The following is an 18705-nucleotide window of genomic DNA, read 5'->3' on the forward strand; positions in this document are numbered from 1 at the left end:
GAATAGACGTAATATTAAGGATAGCAAACTTTCAGATAGTGAGATAATTACTATTAGTATAGTTGGAGAACTTTTAACTATTGACTCAGAGAAATCATTTTTTAGTTTATTAAAAAGAGAATATAAAGAACTATTTCCAAGATTAGGAGATAGAACTAGATTTAATAGAACTAAAAGAAATTTACATTTAGTAATATCTAAAATAAGAGGATATATATCTGAATTTATGCAACTTTACTCTAACAATATAAGAGTTATAGATAGTATGCCTATTCCTGTATGTGAGTTTGGAAGAGCTCATTTTAGTAAATGTTTCAAAGGCGAAGCCTCCTATGGAAGATGCGCTTCTAAAAAAGAAACTTATTTCGGATTTAAATTTCATGCACTTACTACTGTAGATGGATTTTTAACTGATTATGTTATAACTCCAGCAAACATATATGATAGAAATGTGGTATAGGATTTATGCGATAAATATAGATCTATCTCTATAATCGGAGATAAAGGATATATTAACAAAAGGCTAACGCCTGAATTAAAAAGTGAAAGAGATATAGATTTACTATTCTTAAAAAGGGAAAATAGTAGAGATAACTATCCAAAAGAAGTAAGACAACTATTATTTAAAGTTAGAAGAAGGATAGAAACTAGTTTTTCTCAATTAACAGAGTAATTAAATTTAAATAAGGTTAAAAGTAAATCAATGCTAGGATTTATTACTAGAACCTCAATAAAAGTTTTGGCTCATAATATTTCATTTCTAATAAATAAATTGATGAAAAATGATGATTCTATGGCTAAGATAAAAAGATTAGTATTTGGTTAATATTTACAAATACTAATCTTTATTGGATATTATTTTTTGAAAAAAGCAATTTACTTTATTTGAAAAAAATTTTAACTAGCACAACAGATTAATTAATACAACTATTTATAATAGAAAATTCGCTTTACTCCAAAATATCATTTAAAGTCTTATTCTTCATCATCTACATATTCTAATATATCCCCTGGTTGACAATTCAATATCTTACATAATTCATTTAAGGTTGTGAATCTAACTGCTTTTGCTTTGTTATTTTTAAGTATGGAAAGATTTGCCATTGTAATACCAAGCTTTTGAGATAATTCTGTAGAACTAATTTTCCTCTTTGCCATTACTACATCTAAGTTTACTATAATAGCCATACTACTCTCCTTATATAGTCTTATCATTTTCTTCTTTTATTTCTATAGCCATATCAAATAATTTACTTAATACTAAACTTAAAAATCCTATAGCTAAAGAAACAAATGAAACTATAATTGCTAATATAATAGTTAGTCCATATAAGTATATATCAAATATATAATATAATAATACTTGTACAATATTATATATTAAAATTTCACTAAATGCACATATAGATATTTTTTTTAAATATTTAGGTATATCTCTTGAGAATGGTTGCTTTATCGCTACAATTTTACATAGTTTTTTTAATATAAATAGTGCTATTACATAAGGAGCTGCACATATGTAAATTACTATTGATATATTCATAGGTAAACTACTTCCAACTATTCCTAAACCACTTTTTAACATAGCAGTTAATATAAGTGGCATTGCTAAAAGTGCTATTAACGTTAAAATAATTCCTATAACCACAATACTATTTAATATGTTTGAACTATAGTCCTTTTTCATAAATCTTACCTCTGCTTTCTAAGTAAATATAAATATTCTAAATATCTTTTATTAGGCATTTCCTTTTTTTATTTTTTATATATAACAATATGTTTACTACAATGCCAATTAAGAAAAATAACCATGCTATTGGTATTAAATAAAAAGATTCAGAAAGTGTTCCATCTGGTAGTACTTCAGATCCTATAATGTTATAAGATATTATAGATATTACTGTAATAATAAATGGTATTAATTTAAGATATATTTTTTCATTTTATGACCTCCATCTATTTGTTCAATTTGAGTATATATTAGCATATTATTTTTTTAAAAGCAATATACTTTTATTGTTATTCAATAAATTTTTTTCTTTTTACAATATTTAGTTTTCGTTTTATATAATGGCTATGTTAGACAATTGTGTTATTAATTATATAGAAAATAGGTTATAATATAGGTAGAAACTATACTTCACCATATTATATAGAAAGGATTACTTATATTATGCAAAAAGCAGATATAAAAGCCATAGTTAAAAATTTAAATAAAGAAGAACTTAGAGACTTAATTTCGGTAGCACAAGGAGTTAATTTAACTAGATTTTCTATATCTCCAGTTTTAAGAATTGACTTAAACTCTTCATTTCTTTTTCTATCATCATCTATCCAAATAGTTTCACTATTAGGCATACTATTTATTAATGTAGTCACCTCTCCTTTAGAAAGTATTTTTCTCATTGGAACTTTTTTATTATCTGTTGGTATTTTTATTATAGTATCATTAGAGTAGATATATTTTAATACATAATATTCCTTTTGTAAGTTATCTATAAAACTTTCTTTTGTTATATCTACAACTTGACATACTCCTGTCATTCCATACATAATATAGTCATTCACTTTAAACATTAAAATCTTTCCTTTCTAAAAGAATAGTTTTTGATTTATAATAAAAAAAGTAGCTTTGACAACAGGACTTACGTTATCAAAACTACACGTTGTATATTTATTTTATCACATTTCAAAATTTTAATGTAAGTAAAAACTTTTTATTTTTAAAAAGATTTAATTATATATCTATATTAAATACATATGAAATTATATCTTAAGCATAAAGTTTTATTTAGTATTAATAGTCACTTTTTGATGAGTTATCTCCACTTACTATAGCGATTGAAGCACTAGCCCCTATTCTAGTAGCTCCAACATCTATTACTTTAACTGCATCTTCTTCACATCTAACACCACCAGATGCTTTTACACCTATATTTTCTCCTACAGTTTCTCTCATAAGTTTTATATCATCTGGAGTTGATCCTCCTATTCCAAACCCTGTAGAAGTTTTTACATAGTCAGTTCCTGCTTTAACTGCAAGTTCACAAGCTATTTTCTTTTCTTCATCAGTTAAATAGCAAGTTTCTATTATAACTTTTACTAAAGCTTCTTTATTTGCTGCATCTACTACTGCTTTTATATCTTCATATACTAATTCATAATTTTTATCTTTTAATGCACCTATGTTTATAACCATATCAACTTCATCTGCACCTTTAGCTATTGCATCTTTAGTTTCAAATGCTTTAACAGCTGAAGTATTTGCACCTAGAGGGAAACCTATTACTGTACATACCTTTACATCGCTTCCTTTTAGTTCTTCTTTTGCTAATTCTATATTTGCTGGATTTATACAAACTGAGAAAAATCCATATTCTTTTGCTTCCTTACATATTTTAACTACATCTTCTTTAGTTGTTGTAGCTTTTAGTATTGTGTGATCTATCATTTTCGCTATTTGTGTACTATTCATATCTATCCTCCAAAATTAATATGTATAATATGAGTAATCGATTACTCAGCTAAATAAAATATAAACTATTTTGACATAAAAATTTTCCTTGCGTAATCGTTTACTCATTTCTTTATGACTTGATTATCGCAGAATTATTTCTAACTGTCAATATTTTTTCAAACAAACTCTATGATTATTTACTTTATATCTTAACTTTGATATTATAACTTTATGATTACGGATAATTTCTTACCTAATGAAGGAGAACCTATGAAACAAAACAAAAATATTTCTATAAAGCAAATTGCAAAACTTAGTGGAGTTTCTGTTGCTACAGTATCTAGAGTTATAAATAACAATGGTCGCTTTTCAGAAGAAACGCGTGAAAGAGTTATGAAAATAATAAATGAATACAATTATACAACTAACATGGCTGCTAAAAGTCTAAGGGTCAGCAAGTCAAAAACTATTGGTGTAATAGTACCTGATGTTAATAATGGTTTTTTCTCTGAATTAGTTTTAGAAATAGAAAAATACTTTTTTAGTCATGGTTATTCTGTGTTTATATGTAATACCAATCAAGATGAAGCTAAAGAAAAAAGCTATTTTAGAAGTTTAGATTCTAAGTTAGTAGATGGTATCATTTGTATTTCTGCTATTTCTATTGATCCGGCTAAGTGTATTAAAAGAAATATACCTGTTGTATTTATAAATAATAAGGATTATAAAGACTACTATTGTGTTGAATCAGATCACTATAAAGGTGGATTTTATGCAACTGAAGAACTTATAAATAATGGTTGTAAGCACATAGTTTTACTTACTAATAATAGAAATTCATCTTCTGTTGATAATAAAATTAAGGGTTTTAAAAGTGCTATGGAAAAGCACAATATACCTATATATAAAGATCTTACATTAAGGCTTGATTTAAAAAATGGAAGCTTTGAAGATGCTATGCAAGCTATAAATAACTTAATTGATAATAATATAGAATTTGATGGCATATTTGCTACTAATGAATGGAGGGCTCATGGTGCTTTAGTCGCTTTACAGCACCATAACATTTCAGTTCCTGATAAAGTTAAGATTGTTGGATATGATGGTACTTATGTATCTAAATACTGTAATCCTCCTATAACTACTATTTATCAAGATAAAAAGGAATTAGCTTTTAAATCCTCTGAGTTATTGCTTAACTTAATCAATGAAGAAACTGTAGATAGTAAAAAGGATATTATAATTCCTATTAAACTTATAAAGCGAAAAACTACTTAAAAAAGATGAAAGTAAATTTATTACTTTATAATTTACTTTCACCTTTTTATTACTATATTTTATATATTTGACTTTATATATTTTGTCAATATTTTTGCTATAGGTACTCCTATAACAAGTCCTATAACTATCTGAGTTATATTACCTGGTATTGAAAGCATTGCTTTTGCATGATTTCCATAAAGTATCATTTCTGTTACATAGTAACCAAATATCATCCATACTCCAGATATTATTATTGCAAATATATTAGTTTTAATACTTTCACCTTTTTTGTTTCCTGACCAAGCTATACTACCTATTATATATCCCATTACCCCTCTTACCACAAATGTAAATGGTGCCCATATTGCCCATTCTGATAATAAGTCAAATAGTCCCATACCAAAAGCTCCAGCTATAGCACCTTTTCTTTTTCCAAATACAATAGCTGCTATAAATAGCATTGTATTTCCTAGATGAACAAGTCCTCCTGTTGAAGCCAGTGGTAATCTTATATTTATAAATCTAGTTGCTATAAATACTAATGCTATTAACAGTGATGTTTCTGCTAAGTCTCTTGTTGTAAATTTATTTTTTTTATATGAAGTTATATCTTTAGCCATTGTCGAATTACTTGGTATTTCTATAAATTCTTTATTATTTGATTTAGTTGTAGTATTCATTTTATCCCCCTAATTCTCTTAAATTACCTATTTTTTGATGTATGTTTTTATACAAAATCTATATCTAATAGATTTAAGTAGTGTTTATTAAATAATTCAACCAAACTTCCGTTTCCATCAAATCCAAGATCTTTTAAACTTTTATCTATAACATTTAATACATATATTATAAATTCTAAGTTTGCATTTTCCCCCATATGTCCAATTCTTAAAAGCTTATCTTTGTAATCACATAAAGATGTAGAAACTAATGTGTTGTATTTTTCTAACATATGCTTAGTTAAATTTAATGCACCAATATTTTCTGGTATTTCTACTGCTGTTACTGTATTTGAATAACCACTTTCTAAATATAACTTAAGACCATATTCAGTAAATGCTTTTCTTGTTGCACTTGCTATTTTTTCATGACGAGCTAGTACATTTTCTAGTTTTTCTTCTAATATATTATCTATAGCTCTATCTAGTCCTATTATTTCATTAATTGGCATAGTATATGGGAACCATTTATTTTCATAGTAATTTTCCCATATAGTTAAATTTAAATAAAATCCTACTATAGGCATTTTTCTATTTTTCATAGAATTTTTAGCATCTTCACTTATACTTACTATAGTAAGTCCTGCTGGTGCAGATATTGCTTTTTGTGAACCACCTAAAGCTATATCTATTTGCCAATCATCTACTCTTATTTCTTCTCCAACCATAGCCGCTACTGAATCTACCACAGTTAATATGTTATATCTTTTAAGTAATGGACATATTTTACTTAGATCATTTAATACTCCTGTTGGAGTATCACAATGTACTACTGTTGCGTATTTAAAATCATTTTCTTTTTGTAGAAATTTTTCTAATTCTTCTATATCTATCTCCTTAGTATAATCTCCTGAGAAATATACAACTTCTCCACCATACATTTTTACAAAATCATCAAATCCTCTTCCAAATATACCATTATCTATAACAAGAACTTTATCTCCTGGCTCTGTCAGTGATGCACATGCAGCTTCAAGTCCTAATATTCCTTCTCCGCTTAATATATAAACATCTTTTTCTGTGTTTAATATAGATGACATCTTTTTACAAGTATTTTTATAAAACTCACAAAACTCTACATCTATATCTGGATTAGTTGTAGACTTAGATATTGCTAATCTTACGTTTTCTCTTACTCTAGTAGGTCCCGGTGTATAAACAAATTTATTATTCATATGTATCCCCCTCTTTATAATTAACTTTTATAAAGCTTATTATATATTAATATTGTTTTGTATGGTATAATTTGAATTAATTTTAAAATTGTATGGGTACATTAATATATACAATCTAAATTATAAAGCTAAATTGTTTATAGTCAATTAAGTATTTCAAAATACATACTAGACTACGAGTTATTCACATAATAAAAGAGTTGTACTATATACTTTAATACAACTCTTCATTATCTGATACTACTCTTAATAATTTTCTTATTTTATTTAAATAATTCTGAAATACTATATCTATCTTTAGCTATAATTATTTTTGCATATGGTTTTAATATTTTTAATATTTTTACCATAGTATCTTCATCAACGCTAACACATCCATGAGTCGGTCCATTAGTTGATACATGAAAAAATATAGCTGATCCTTTTCCCTTTATTATATTTTCAGTATTGTAATTTATAACTAATCCATACTTATACGCTATTTTATGGTCATATAAATGTTCTGCACTTTTAAAGTCTTTATCTACTTCCATTATATCTACCCATTTATTGTAATATTTTGAATTTGGATCATCAACCCAATAATCATTTTTATTTATTTGTTTGTATATTATATTTGTACCTGGATTTTCAGCTAAACAAAATGCTATATCAAATCCATATATTCCCGATGGAGTTTTCCTATCTCCTTCTTTTTTATTATCTGTTATACCATTTTTTCCAACATATCCATCTACACTTAATCTTTTCGTCCAAGTTTTATCATCTTCTTTATCATATAAATATATTTTTGCATTGTAGCCCTTAGTACCTACTACAAATATTATTTGATTACTATCTTTAGTTTCTTCATTTGTAATTATCTCTTTATTTAAATACCTTTTCAATAATGTAGACAAAGGTATCATTTTATCTATTCTATCTAATAATTTATACATTATTAATCCTCCAGCTGCTAAGTGTACCTCTGCCTTTTATATAGTATAATAAAAACTTACATATTAACAATAAAAAATACTTATTATTACATATGTATTTATTTCAAGAACAGTGATTAAATGTAAAAATTTTATTTATAAAAAATTCGCTTCGCTCATGTCGCCAACGACTTCGTCCGTTGCTCAAAATCTTTTTTACGCTCAAAACCAGTTTATTGATCTTACTTACATTCAGAAGTTATCCACATTTTTTAAATATTATAATATCCTTAAGCGTAAAAAATACACCAGATATTTTACTGGTGTATTTTTTATTACTTATTCATATTTTCTTGTTGTGCTTTTTTTACACCTTCTAGCTCTTTTACAAATTCATTTCCTTGATTATAGTCTATGTATAAAATACATGATATATCATCATTTTTTTCACTTATTCTTGTTGTTATTCTTATGTGATCTTCAAGCTTTTTTGTTTCAAACTTATATATTAAATCAAGGTGTGCACTTTCACCATTTATAATTATATTTATATCATCTTGAGGTATTTCTACTTCTACATCTCTTTGTGTGTCACTCTTTGATATATTTCCAAATTTAGTATATTTATATGAATGACCTTTATAATCAAATCTATTACTTTTCTTTATTTGTTCTAATATATAATCTCCCTCTTCTACTTCTTGTGAAAATTTATCTTCTTCATAAAAATAGTACTTTGAAAAATAATCTAATCTATATTTTCCCATAGCTTCCTCCTAATTTTAATATAAATTAGTATTTACAAAATAAATATATTTAACACAAATATATTTATTTATAGCGTTAAAAAGTATACTTCATATAAATATCTTTCTTAGCATAAATTTTAATTATAAATAATTTGTTAATATATCTATGGATTGTGGGGTGACATAGTATGTTTCATATAGGTATTGATATTGGCTCTGTAACAGTCAAAACAGTTATTTTTGATACTAATAATAATATAGTATATAAAGAATATAAAAGGCATTTTTCTGATGTAAAAAAAGCTTTAAGTGAGGTTTTGGTTAATATATATAATAAACTTAAAAATTCAAAAGTTACTATAGTTATAACGGGTTCTGGTGGTATTGATATATCACAAAAACTTAATATAAAATTCATTCAAGAAGTTATTGCATCTACTCATGCTATAGAGTATTTTTACCCTGAGACAGATGTTGTAATTGAGCTTGGTGGAGAAGATGCTAAAGTTACATATTTAACAGGTGGAATAGATCAAAGAATGAATGGAATATGTGCAGGTGGAACAGGAGCTTTTATTGATCAGATGGCTTCTCTTTTACAAACTGATACATTTGGATTAAATGAATTAGCAAAAGACTATAATGTAATTTACCCTATTGCGTCTAGATGTGGTGTATTTGCTAAAACAGATATTCAACCTCTTATAAATGACGGTGCTAAAAGAAGTGACATTGCCATGAGCATATTTAATGCAGTCGTTGTTCAAACTGTAAGTGTTTTATCTTGTGGTAGAAAAATCGAAGGTAAGGTTGCTTTTTTAGGAGGTCCCCTTCATTTTTTACCTAGTCTTAGAGATCGTTTCAAAAGCGTATTAAAGTTAGATGATAAAGATATAATATTCCCTAAAGATGCACAATTATATGTTGCTATGGGAGCTAGCTTGTTATCAAAAAAAGAAGAAGCCATAAAGTTAGATGATTTAATAAAAAAAATACAAAGTTTAAATATTGATGACTTAAATACTACAGATAAATTAGATCCATTATTTAAAGATGAAAATGATTATAATGAATTTATAAAAAGACATAATAAAAACACTATAAAAACTTGTGATATAAGTAAATTTAATGGAAATTGTTTTTTAGGAATAGATGCTGGTTCTACTACAACTAAGGCAGCCCTAATAGATGACAAGGGTAACTTATTATATACTCATTACAGTAGTAATGAAGGTAAACCATTAGAGGTGGTTATAGATATAATGAATAAAATATATAATATTTTACCATCTAATAGTAAAATAGTTTCTTCTACTGTAACAGGATATGGAGAAGGGCTTATAAAAAAGGCTTTAAAAATAGACTATGGAGAAATTGAAACAATTGCACATTTTAAAGCTGCAAAATTCTTTAATAAAGATGTAGACTTTATCTTAGACATTGGCGGTCAAGATATGAAGTGTCTAAAGATAAAAAATGGTGTTATAGATAGCATAGTTTTAAACGAGGCCTGTTCTTCAGGATGTGGATCTTTTTTAGAAACATTTGCCACTTCTCTATCTATGGATATTAAGGAATTCTCACATATAGGTATTTACTCTAAGTCTCCAGTAGATTTAGGTTCTAGATGCACAGTATTTATGAATTCTAAAGTAAAGCAAGCTCAAAAAGAAGGAGCAAATGTTTCTGATATTTCTGCTGGTCTTTCTTATTCTGTAATAAAAAATGCTTTATTTAAAGTTATAAAAATAAGAGATATAAACGATTTAGGAGATAATATAGTCGTTCAAGGTGGAACTTTCTACAATGATTTAGTTTTAAGAGGCTTTGAAAAATTAACTAAAAAGGAAGTTATAAGACCTTCTATAGCAGGTATTATGGGTGCTTTTGGCGCAGCATTAATATCTTTAGAAAAATATAGCGATGGATATAAAACTACTTTATTGAAGCAAGATGAATTAAGTAATATAAATTTAAATGTAGAAGTAGATAGATGCCGTGGTTGTTCTAATAATTGCTTATTAACCATAAATAAGTTTTCAGAAAATGAAATATTTGTATCTGGAAACAGATGTGAAAAAGGTGAAATGATTTATAATAAAGAAAAAAAGCCAGCCAATCATATAAATTTATTTAAATATAAATATAATAGATTATTTAAGTACAAATCATTATCTAAAGAAAAAGCTATAATGGGTGAAATAGGTATTCCAAGAGCTTTAAATATGTATGAAGATTATCCATTTTGGCACACTTTCTTTACTGAACTTGAATTTAGAGTTGTATTATCAGATAGAACCTCTAAAAATCTATATGAAAGTGGAATAACTTCAATAGCTTCAGAAACTGTATGCTACCCTGCTAAACTTGTTCATGGTCATATAGAAAACTTAATAGAAAAAGGTATAAAATATATTTTCTATCCTTGTATTGTAAATGAGAAAAAAGAAGATATGTATGCTAATAATAATTATAACTGCCCTGTTGTAATATCATATTCTGAAGTTATAAAAAATAATGTTGATGGAATAAGGAAAAATAATATAACATACATAAATCCATTTTTAAGTTTAAATAATAAAGAAAAATTAAAATCTAGATTATATGATGAACTTTCAATATATTTTAATATTTCAAAATCAAATATTAATAATGCTGTAGATAAAGCAACAATCGAACAAGAAAACTTCAAAAAAGATATTCAAACTCAAGGAGAAAAAGCATTAGAAAAAATAAAAGAAAATAATTTAAAAGCTATTGTTTTATGTGGAAGACCATATCACCTTGACCCTGAAATAAATCATGGAATCCCTGAACTTATAAATTCTTTAGACATGGAAGTTCTTACAGAAGATTCTATATCTCATCTAGGAAGCGTTGAAAGACCTCTTAGAGTTGTTGATCAATGGGTATATCATACAAGACTTTATAATGCAGCTAGCTTTATTAAAGATCAACCTAATTTAGAATTAGTTCAGCTAAACTCTTTTGGGTGCGGGCTAGATGCAGTTACAGTTGATCAAGTTCAAGAAATATTAAATCAAAGTTCAAAGATGTATACTGTTATAAAGATAGATGAAGGAAATAATTTAGGTGCAGCTAAAATTAGACTTCGTTCCTTAAAGGCTGCAATACTAGAAAGAGATACAAATAATAAAACTGAAATTATTAATAATGAAAAAATAGAATATAAAAAAGGTACTTTAAATAAAAATCACACTATCTTAGCACCTCAAATGTCTCCTATGCATTTTCAGTTTTTCGAAAAAACTGTAAATTTAAGTGGTTTTAAATTAAAGGTTTTAGATAATACCAAAAGAGATATTATAGATACAGGACTTAGATATGTAAATAATGATGCATGTTATCCTGCAATAATTGTAGTAGGGCAAATTATAAGTGCTCTTCAATCTGGAGAATATGATTTAGAAAACACATCAGTTGTAATAACTCAAACAGGTGGTGGCTGTAGAGCTACAAACTATATAGGATTTTTAAGAAAGGCAATGTATGATGCTGGATTTAAAGATATACCAGTAGTATCTTTAAGTATTAATGGTATCGAAAAAAATGGAATTATGAAAAATGTCACTCTACAACTTATAAATAGATTATTTATGAGTGTGATTTATGGAGATTTATTAATGAAGGTATTATACAGAGTAAGACCTTATGAAAAAGTTAAAGGTAGTAGTAATGCCCTTTATAATAAGTGGATAAAAATATGTTTAGATTCTTTAGATAAAGCTAATATATTTACTTTTAATAATAATATAAAAGAAATAATACACGATTTTGATACCTTAGAAATGAATGATGATATAAAACCTAAGGTTGGATTAGTGGGCGAAATACTAGTTAAGTTTCATCCACTTGCTAATAACTCTTTAGTTGATATTATAGAAAAAGAAGGTGGAGAGGCTGTTGTCCCAGAACTTATAAACTTCTTCTATAGCTGTTTCTTTAATACTTTGTATAAGTATAAGTATCTAGATGGCAAATGGATAAATAAAGAATTTGGAAAATCTGCTATCTGGATTATGGAAACTTATCAAAAAACTTATAAAAAGTATCTTGATAAAAGTAGTCGATTTAGTTCTCCTAAAAGCATAAATGTTCTAGCTCAAAGTACTCAAAAGGTTATCTCACCTTGTAATCAAACTGGTGAGGGTTGGTTATTAACTGGTGAAATGATAGAGCTTATTGAGGATGGAGTTAAGAATATTATATGTATGCAACCTTTTGGATGTTTACCTAATCATATAACTGGAAAAGGTCAAATTAAAGAACTAAAAAGAATTTATAAAGATGCTAATATAATTCCAATTGATTATGACCCGTCAGCTAGTGAAACCAATCAGTTAAATAGAATAAAATTAATGCTTTCAACTGCATTTAAAAATATATAAAAAGACTCTCTTTTGAGAGTCTTTCGAAGTCTAAACTGTCTATAATTATAATATAGTTATGTTAGCTGCTTGAGGTCCTCTAGCACCTTCAACTATATCAAAGCTTACTTTTTGTCCTTCTTCTAAAGTTTTGAATCCATCAAGATTTATAGCTGAGAAATGAGCGAATACATCATCTCCACCTTCAACTGATATAAATCCAAATCCTTTTTCACTGTTAAACCATTTTACTATTCCGTTAGTCATTTTAAAATTCTCCATACCTTAAATATAAGGCTTTCTTTAATATTTAGTGCTTTTTAGCACAAAATAATTATATACTATAATAATAAAAAAAGATACATTTTTTTGATTTTTTACTTAATTTTAACTATTACAGTTCCATAAAAACTATTATTTTCATATACTAACAGACCATTGTTAAATTGAAAAGTGGTATTATGAGGTAGTTGTAAATCACTCCATTTTATAATATTTCTTTCTTTATCATAGATTCCAGTATTTAAGTTTGTTATATTTATCTTATTATCATTTCTATCTTTTAATAAATTTAAATCTAATTCATAAGTATTTTCTGATGTAGCTTTGGCATTAACAATTATAATTTGATCCCAAGGAAAAAATCCACCTTCTAAGTTTAATTCTGATAACTTAGATAAATCATTTATCATATTTTTACTTATACCTAACATTTTTAAATTTTTTAAGTTTTGTAATACTTCTACATCTTTTATTTTATTATAATTAAGTCCAAGGTACTCTATATTAACTAAATTCTTTAATGAATTTATGTCTTTTATTTTATTATTATTTAGGTATAAATATTTTAGATTTGTCAAATTTTCTAAAGCTTTTATATTATCTATATAATTATAGCTAGCCCAAAGTGTTGTTAATTGATTTAGATTTTTTAATGGTTCTATACTTATTATTTTATTATCATCTAACTCTAAGTGCTTTAGGTTTTGTAAATTACCTAATGGACTTATATCTTCTATTTTATTATGCCATAAGATAACTTTTTCTAATTTGCTTAAGTACTTTAATTCATTTATATCACTTATATTATTATATGGAAAATTTATATAATTTAAATTTTTTGCATACCTTAATCCTGTTAAATCATTTATTCCACAACTATCAATATATAAAGATGTTATATTTAATATTTCATCGTCTGTTATATCTTGAAGCATTTCTCTCTTTCCTAGTAATTTAACTAATTCTTCATTTATAGCTTTTTTTAATTTAATGTCTGGTATATATATATACTTCATTGTATCACCTCATTAAAACCCTATATTCAAATTAATATCTTAAACTATATATCCTTGCTATAGCTTTAGATAAATCTGTTACTCGAAACTCTATTTTCTGTTATTAATTAAGTTATGTTACTTAACATATAAAGTTCTTTATAATAAAAAATTTACTTCGCTTGAGAGACGTGTCGGCGAAACGCTTCATTTCGCCAATGATATATCCTTGCTTACACTACGGATACATCCATTGCTCAAAATAAAAATTCTAAATTTTATAGTGCATTCTATTTTTATCAATTAAATATTGATAAATTTTGCTTCTCCATATATAGTAAAACGTTTCCCTTGTCATAAGGTGTAATTTATTGAATGATACAACATATTTTAATTCATTTAATTATTTTATTTTGTTTATAATTATTGTAATATAAATAATATATAATACTTATATTTAATGGAGAGATTTAATATGGAAGATATAACTGTTTCAGTAGAAGAAATGATAAATTTTATATTCAAAAAATGTGGTGAATCGGTGGATAAAGATACTATAGCTATGATCCTTGATATACAAGAAGAATTTTTAGCTTCTTACGGTCTTATTGATATAGATGAAGATGATATTTACTAAAAAATTCACTTCGCTCATGTCTCCAACGATATAACATACTTTATCTAAATAAATTTTCATATCTTAGTTTTCTTATACGTAAAAAATAAGGTGTCGGAATTTCCGACGCCTTATTTTTTATTTTATAATTTTAATTAAATTATACTCTCTTTAATTTTAAATACTCTTCTATTGAATTTGCAACTTTTTTAGCATTAGCTACTGCTTCAACTACAGTTTTTGCTCCTGTAACAACATCTCCTGATGCAAATACACCTTCTCTTGTTGTATGACCTTCATCATCTGTAACTAAAAGACCATATTTATTAGTATCTATATTCTTAGTATTTGATACTATATTATTTTTAGGACTTTGGCTAATTGCAATTATAACTGAGTCTGCATTTATCAACTTCTCTGATCCTTCTATATTAACCATAGTTTTTCTTTCATCATCTAGCTTTTTAGTGTCTATAAATATAACACCTTCATCAATTATTTCAACTGGAGCTTTAAATAATTCAAAGTTTACTCCATCTTCTTTTGCATCCTTTATTTCAGCTTTTGTAGCTGTCATATCTTCAAAACCTTTTCTATATACAACTGTAACATTACTTGCTCCATGGTTTTTTGCAGCATCCATTGCAACATTTCCTGCACCAATTATAACTACATTATCACCTAGTCTATATGAGTTTGGTGATTTTAAATAGTCAATTGCATAGTGTACATGTCCAAATGTTTCCCCCTTTATATTTAAAGGCTTTGGATTCCATACACCTGTACCTATAAATATTGCATCATACCCATCTTCAAATAATTTGTCTATTGTTATTACTGGCCCTACTAGCGCATTATATCTTATTTTTACATTTAAATCTAATAACATATTTTCTATGTCATCTAAAACTCCTACTGGTAATCTAAACTTTGGAATACCATATCGTAAAACTCCACCTATATGTGATCTTTTTTCAAATATAGTTACTTTGTATCCCTTTTTAGCTAATATTAAAGCTAATGATATTCCAGCTGGACCTGAACCTATTATAGCTATTCTTTCATTTAACTTATTTTCTTGTTTTAATTTAGTATTTTTTAAATACTCCCTAGATATAAAGCTTTCTATTTCGTAAAAATTTACTGGTTCATCTTTTATTCCTCTTATACAGTTTCCTAAACACTGATCTTCATGTGGGCAAACCACTCCACAGATTGCTGATAATGGGTTATTATTAAATAATATCTCCCCTGCTTCATCTATTTTATTTTCTTTAAATAATTGTATTACTGCTGGTATTTGTGTATCAATTGGACAGTATTTTTTACATTTTGGAACTTTACATAAAAAACATCTATTCGCTTCTTCCTTTAATTTATTAATGTCTATTGCTTTCATGGTTACCTCCTATAAATCAAAGTAAGATTTAATATATATCTTTCTTTAATTCTTATTCTTTTGGCTACATTTTATTAGCATTAACCCACCTAAAAACTTATATTTCTATATGCTTATAAAGTTTTTAAGTGTTTTTCATTTTACTCAACCAAATATACTTGATTTTATATATTAAGTTTTATTTTGTAATTTATTGTAATATTTTAATATTATTTATTATACTATCTCTTTTATAAAAAGTCTTTAATGTATATTAATTTTGCCTCAATTATATTTATATAAATTATTTTCATTAAAAAAGTTATGGGTTATCCCATAACTTTATATACTATATATATCAGAAAATTCTATATTACATTTCTCAACGTGATAGTCCTTATTGTCACATGTTAGTATAACATTTTCTTCTTCTAAAATTTTAATAGGTATATTAAATACAAATTCACTTCCCTTACCTATTTCACTAAATACTTCTATTTTACCACCATGCATTTCTACAATTGATTTTACAATAGATAGTCCTATCCCACTTCCTTCACATCTTCTAGAAAGAATATCATTTGCTTGTCCAAATCTATCAAATATCAATTCTAACTTATCATTTGGTATTCCTACTCCACTATCTTTTACAGATACAACTACATCTTCATTTACTTTATTTAAAGACACATATATATCTCCATTATCGTCTGTATACTTAATTGCATTTGATAATAAATTTAACATTACCCTTTCTATTTTATCTGGATCACAAGCTAATGTTATTTCTTCAACGTCTGTATTAAATATCAGGTTTATTTTTTTATGTTTAACATATTCCGCTATTGATAAAGTTATATCTTCTATTACTTTTACTATATTGTAGTTAGAAGGTTGTAAATTATAATATCCTATGTCAATTCTACTTATATCTATTAAATTATTTACTAGTCTTAGTAGCCTATAAGAATTTTGTTTCATAATATCTACATGTCGTATTAAATTCTCTTTAGTTATATTATCTAACTCTATATTTTTATCTATTAATTGAACAATTCCAAGTATTATATTTAATGGTGTTTTAAATTCATGAGATATATTTCCAAAAAATTCATTTCTTATACTTTCTAGTTGAATAGTTTCTTCTAATTTTTTCTTTTCTTCTTCTACTTCTTTTCTTTTTGTAACATCTATGCCTGTAAATATAAATACATTTTTATCTTTTACATACTTTGCACTTAGTTCTATCCATTTATAACTATTATCTTTACATAAAAATCTAATAGTTAAATGCTTTATTTCTTCTACTATATAATTTGGATCATATAAATATTCCAATATAGAAATATCATCAGGATGTATTAAGTCACTATAGTGCATAGCTTTTATTTCCGCTTTACTCCAACCAAGTACTTTTTCCCACGAATCATTAGCTTTAATAATATACCCATGTATATTTGATGTTGCTTTTAAATCTGCTGACACATCTAAATAAAGACTCAGTTCTTCTTCTGATTCTTTACGTTTTTGATTTTCTAATTTTAATTCTTGAGATAATCTATAATTTTTTATAAGCATTGCAATTTTATATGCAATTTCTTCAAATAAAGTATCTTGATTATACTTTGGTGCGTCTTCCTTACTATAAGTCATAGAGAATGTACCTATTAATTCATTTCTTACTATCATAGGATATATACAAAGATATTCTAAACCATTTATAGCATCTATATCTACATCTATTTCTTCTATGTCAGTCTTTGTTCTTATTTTATTTATTCCTTTAAACCCTCTATAAGTTTTTCCATCTAAAATAGCCTTTTCTTCATTTTTACTAATCCTTATTTTATCAACTCTAGCAAGTACTTTAGCTGCATTTTTTAGTGTTATATACGGTTTTAATTCTAGATTACCTTTATCATAAAGACTTATAGCTAAGCCTTTAGCATTTGAATGTTCTATTATACTATTTGATATACGATTTAATAACTCATATAAACTATCTTGCCTTTCATCAGCATTAATAGCAATAGCTTTACTATAATGTTTAAATATTTCATCTTTAGCTATATTTTGTAAACTAGTATCTTTACATGATCCTACTATATATTTCAAGTTATTATTTCCATCATATATAGGAAGCTTATAAGTTTCATATGTAACTTTTTTTCCAAATATATTTATTTTATCCTCATATAATTTACCCACTTTACTCTCTATTACTATTTTATCTGTTTCTTTGAAAGTTTCTACAATATTTGATGGAAAAATCTCCTCATCACATTTACCTATAATTTCATCTCTAGATTTACCAAAGAATTCACATAAAGTTTTGCTAAAATATAGATATTTTCCTGAAGCATCTTTAATAAATGCTCCTGTATATATATTATCTAATAATAATTCTATGTGTTCTTTTGTAAAATTAGATTCATTTATACCTTTTGATATTATAAATAAACTTCTTTTACTTTTAAATTCATCTATAAATATGTTACTTTCTAATTTTATTTTTTCACTATTTTTTGTTATAATTTCTAGTTCTTTACTTACTCCATTTTTATAAGCTGATATTTTATCTATTTCTAAATACTCATTAGCTATAACTTCATTTATATTTATATTACATAATTCATTTTTTTTATATCCGAATTTTTTTAGAAATTTACCATTAGCAAAAATTATTTTTCCATTGTAATCTACTATTAAAATATACTCATCCACTTTTTCTAATAAAATTTCCATTTATTCCCCCTAAATTTGCAC

The 18705-nt window shown here is 25.8% G+C and carries 16 protein-coding genes and 1 pseudogene; 4 read left to right on the top strand and 13 right to left on the bottom strand.

The window, feature by feature from the left end; all coding sequences use genetic code 11:
* Positions 1-826: pseudogene (locus tag BN7997_RS16070) on the top strand (IS982 family transposase); the annotation flags it as partial.
* Between the two features lie 149 nt (positions 827-975).
* Here the strand turns inward: BN7997_RS16070 and BN7997_RS10585 are convergent.
* From BN7997_RS10585 to deoC, 5 genes are all read right to left on the bottom strand, one after another.
* Complete coding sequence (locus BN7997_RS10585) at positions 976-1188, bottom strand: helix-turn-helix domain-containing protein (RefSeq protein WP_071120749.1); 213 nt, start codon at positions 1186-1188, stop codon at positions 976-978.
* Between the two features lie 10 nt (positions 1189-1198).
* Positions 1199-1687 (bottom strand): DUF2975 domain-containing protein, encoded by a 489-nt coding sequence (locus BN7997_RS10590; protein WP_071120750.1) that lies wholly within the window; start codon positions 1685-1687, stop codon positions 1199-1201.
* 37 nt (positions 1688-1724) lie between these two features.
* Positions 1725-1934 (bottom strand): DUF3955 domain-containing protein, encoded by a 210-nt coding sequence (locus BN7997_RS16405; RefSeq protein WP_074010990.1) that lies wholly within the window; start codon positions 1932-1934, stop codon positions 1725-1727.
* Positions 1935-2166: 232 nt separating this feature from the next.
* Positions 2167-2577, bottom strand: a complete 411-nt coding sequence (locus tag BN7997_RS10595) for a CarD family transcriptional regulator (protein WP_071120751.1) — start codon at positions 2575-2577, stop codon at positions 2167-2169.
* A 220-nt stretch (positions 2578-2797) separates the two neighbouring features.
* Positions 2798-3475 (bottom strand): deoxyribose-phosphate aldolase, encoded by a 678-nt coding sequence (gene deoC / locus BN7997_RS10600; RefSeq protein ID WP_071120752.1) that lies wholly within the window; start codon positions 3473-3475, stop codon positions 2798-2800.
* A gap of 252 nt (positions 3476-3727) precedes the next feature.
* On the opposite strand from deoC, the gene BN7997_RS10605 reads away from it, so the two are divergent.
* Complete coding sequence (locus BN7997_RS10605; protein WP_071120753.1) at positions 3728-4735, top strand: LacI family DNA-binding transcriptional regulator; 1008 nt, start codon at positions 3728-3730, stop codon at positions 4733-4735.
* Positions 4736-4794: 59 nt separating this feature from the next.
* Here the strand turns inward: BN7997_RS10605 and BN7997_RS10610 are convergent, their stop codons facing one another.
* From BN7997_RS10610 to BN7997_RS10625, 4 genes are all read right to left on the bottom strand, one after another.
* Positions 4795-5400, bottom strand: coding sequence for an ECF transporter S component (locus BN7997_RS10610; protein WP_330385878.1), 606 nt, complete (start codon positions 5398-5400; stop codon positions 4795-4797).
* Positions 5401-5447: 47 nt separating this feature from the next.
* Positions 5448-6614, bottom strand: a complete 1167-nt coding sequence (locus tag BN7997_RS10615) for a pyridoxal-phosphate-dependent aminotransferase family protein (RefSeq protein ID WP_071120754.1) — start codon at positions 6612-6614, stop codon at positions 5448-5450.
* A 263-nt stretch (positions 6615-6877) separates the two neighbouring features.
* Positions 6878-7552 carry a L,D-transpeptidase family protein gene (locus tag BN7997_RS10620; RefSeq protein ID WP_071120755.1) on the bottom strand — a complete coding sequence of 225 codons (675 nt, stop codon included), beginning with the start codon at positions 7550-7552 and terminating at the stop codon, positions 6878-6880.
* A 314-nt stretch (positions 7553-7866) separates the two neighbouring features.
* Positions 7867-8298 carry a hypothetical protein gene (locus tag BN7997_RS10625; RefSeq protein ID WP_071120756.1) on the bottom strand — a complete coding sequence of 144 codons (432 nt, stop codon included), beginning with the start codon at positions 8296-8298 and terminating at the stop codon, positions 7867-7869.
* Between the two features lie 170 nt (positions 8299-8468).
* On the opposite strand from BN7997_RS10625, the gene BN7997_RS10630 reads away from it, so the two are divergent.
* Positions 8469-12689, top strand: coding sequence for a 2-hydroxyacyl-CoA dehydratase (locus BN7997_RS10630; protein ID WP_071120757.1), 4221 nt, complete (start codon positions 8469-8471; stop codon positions 12687-12689).
* Positions 12690-12734: 45 nt separating this feature from the next.
* Here BN7997_RS10630 and BN7997_RS10635 read toward each other — a convergent pair whose 3' ends face one another.
* Together BN7997_RS10635 and BN7997_RS10640 are read right to left on the bottom strand one after the other, a co-directional pair.
* A complete protein-coding gene (locus BN7997_RS10635; RefSeq protein ID WP_071120758.1) occupies positions 12735-12935 on the bottom strand; it encodes a cold-shock protein in 201 nt (66 codons plus the stop codon).
* A gap of 110 nt (positions 12936-13045) precedes the next feature.
* Positions 13046-13966 carry a leucine-rich repeat domain-containing protein gene (locus tag BN7997_RS10640; protein WP_071120759.1) on the bottom strand — a complete coding sequence of 307 codons (921 nt, stop codon included), beginning with the start codon at positions 13964-13966 and terminating at the stop codon, positions 13046-13048.
* Between the two features lie 454 nt (positions 13967-14420).
* On the opposite strand from BN7997_RS10640, the gene BN7997_RS15815 reads away from it, so the two are divergent.
* Positions 14421-14582, top strand: a complete 162-nt coding sequence (locus BN7997_RS15815) for a hypothetical protein (protein ID WP_195906821.1) — start codon at positions 14421-14423, stop codon at positions 14580-14582.
* Positions 14583-14721: 139 nt separating this feature from the next.
* On the opposite strand, the gene BN7997_RS10645 is transcribed toward BN7997_RS15815, so the two are convergent.
* Both BN7997_RS10645 and BN7997_RS10650 read right to left on the bottom strand, forming a co-directional pair.
* Positions 14722-15960 (bottom strand): NAD(P)-dependent oxidoreductase, encoded by a 1239-nt coding sequence (locus BN7997_RS10645; RefSeq protein WP_071120760.1) that lies wholly within the window; start codon positions 15958-15960, stop codon positions 14722-14724.
* Between the two features lie 321 nt (positions 15961-16281).
* Positions 16282-18684, bottom strand: a complete 2403-nt coding sequence (locus tag BN7997_RS10650; RefSeq protein ID WP_071120761.1) for a PAS domain S-box protein — start codon at positions 18682-18684, stop codon at positions 16282-16284.
* Positions 18685-18705: the final 21 nt, after the last annotated feature.

The sequence above is a fragment of the Romboutsia timonensis genome (genome assembly GCF_900106845.1).
GTDB lineage: Bacteria > Bacillota > Clostridia > Peptostreptococcales > Peptostreptococcaceae > Romboutsia > Romboutsia timonensis.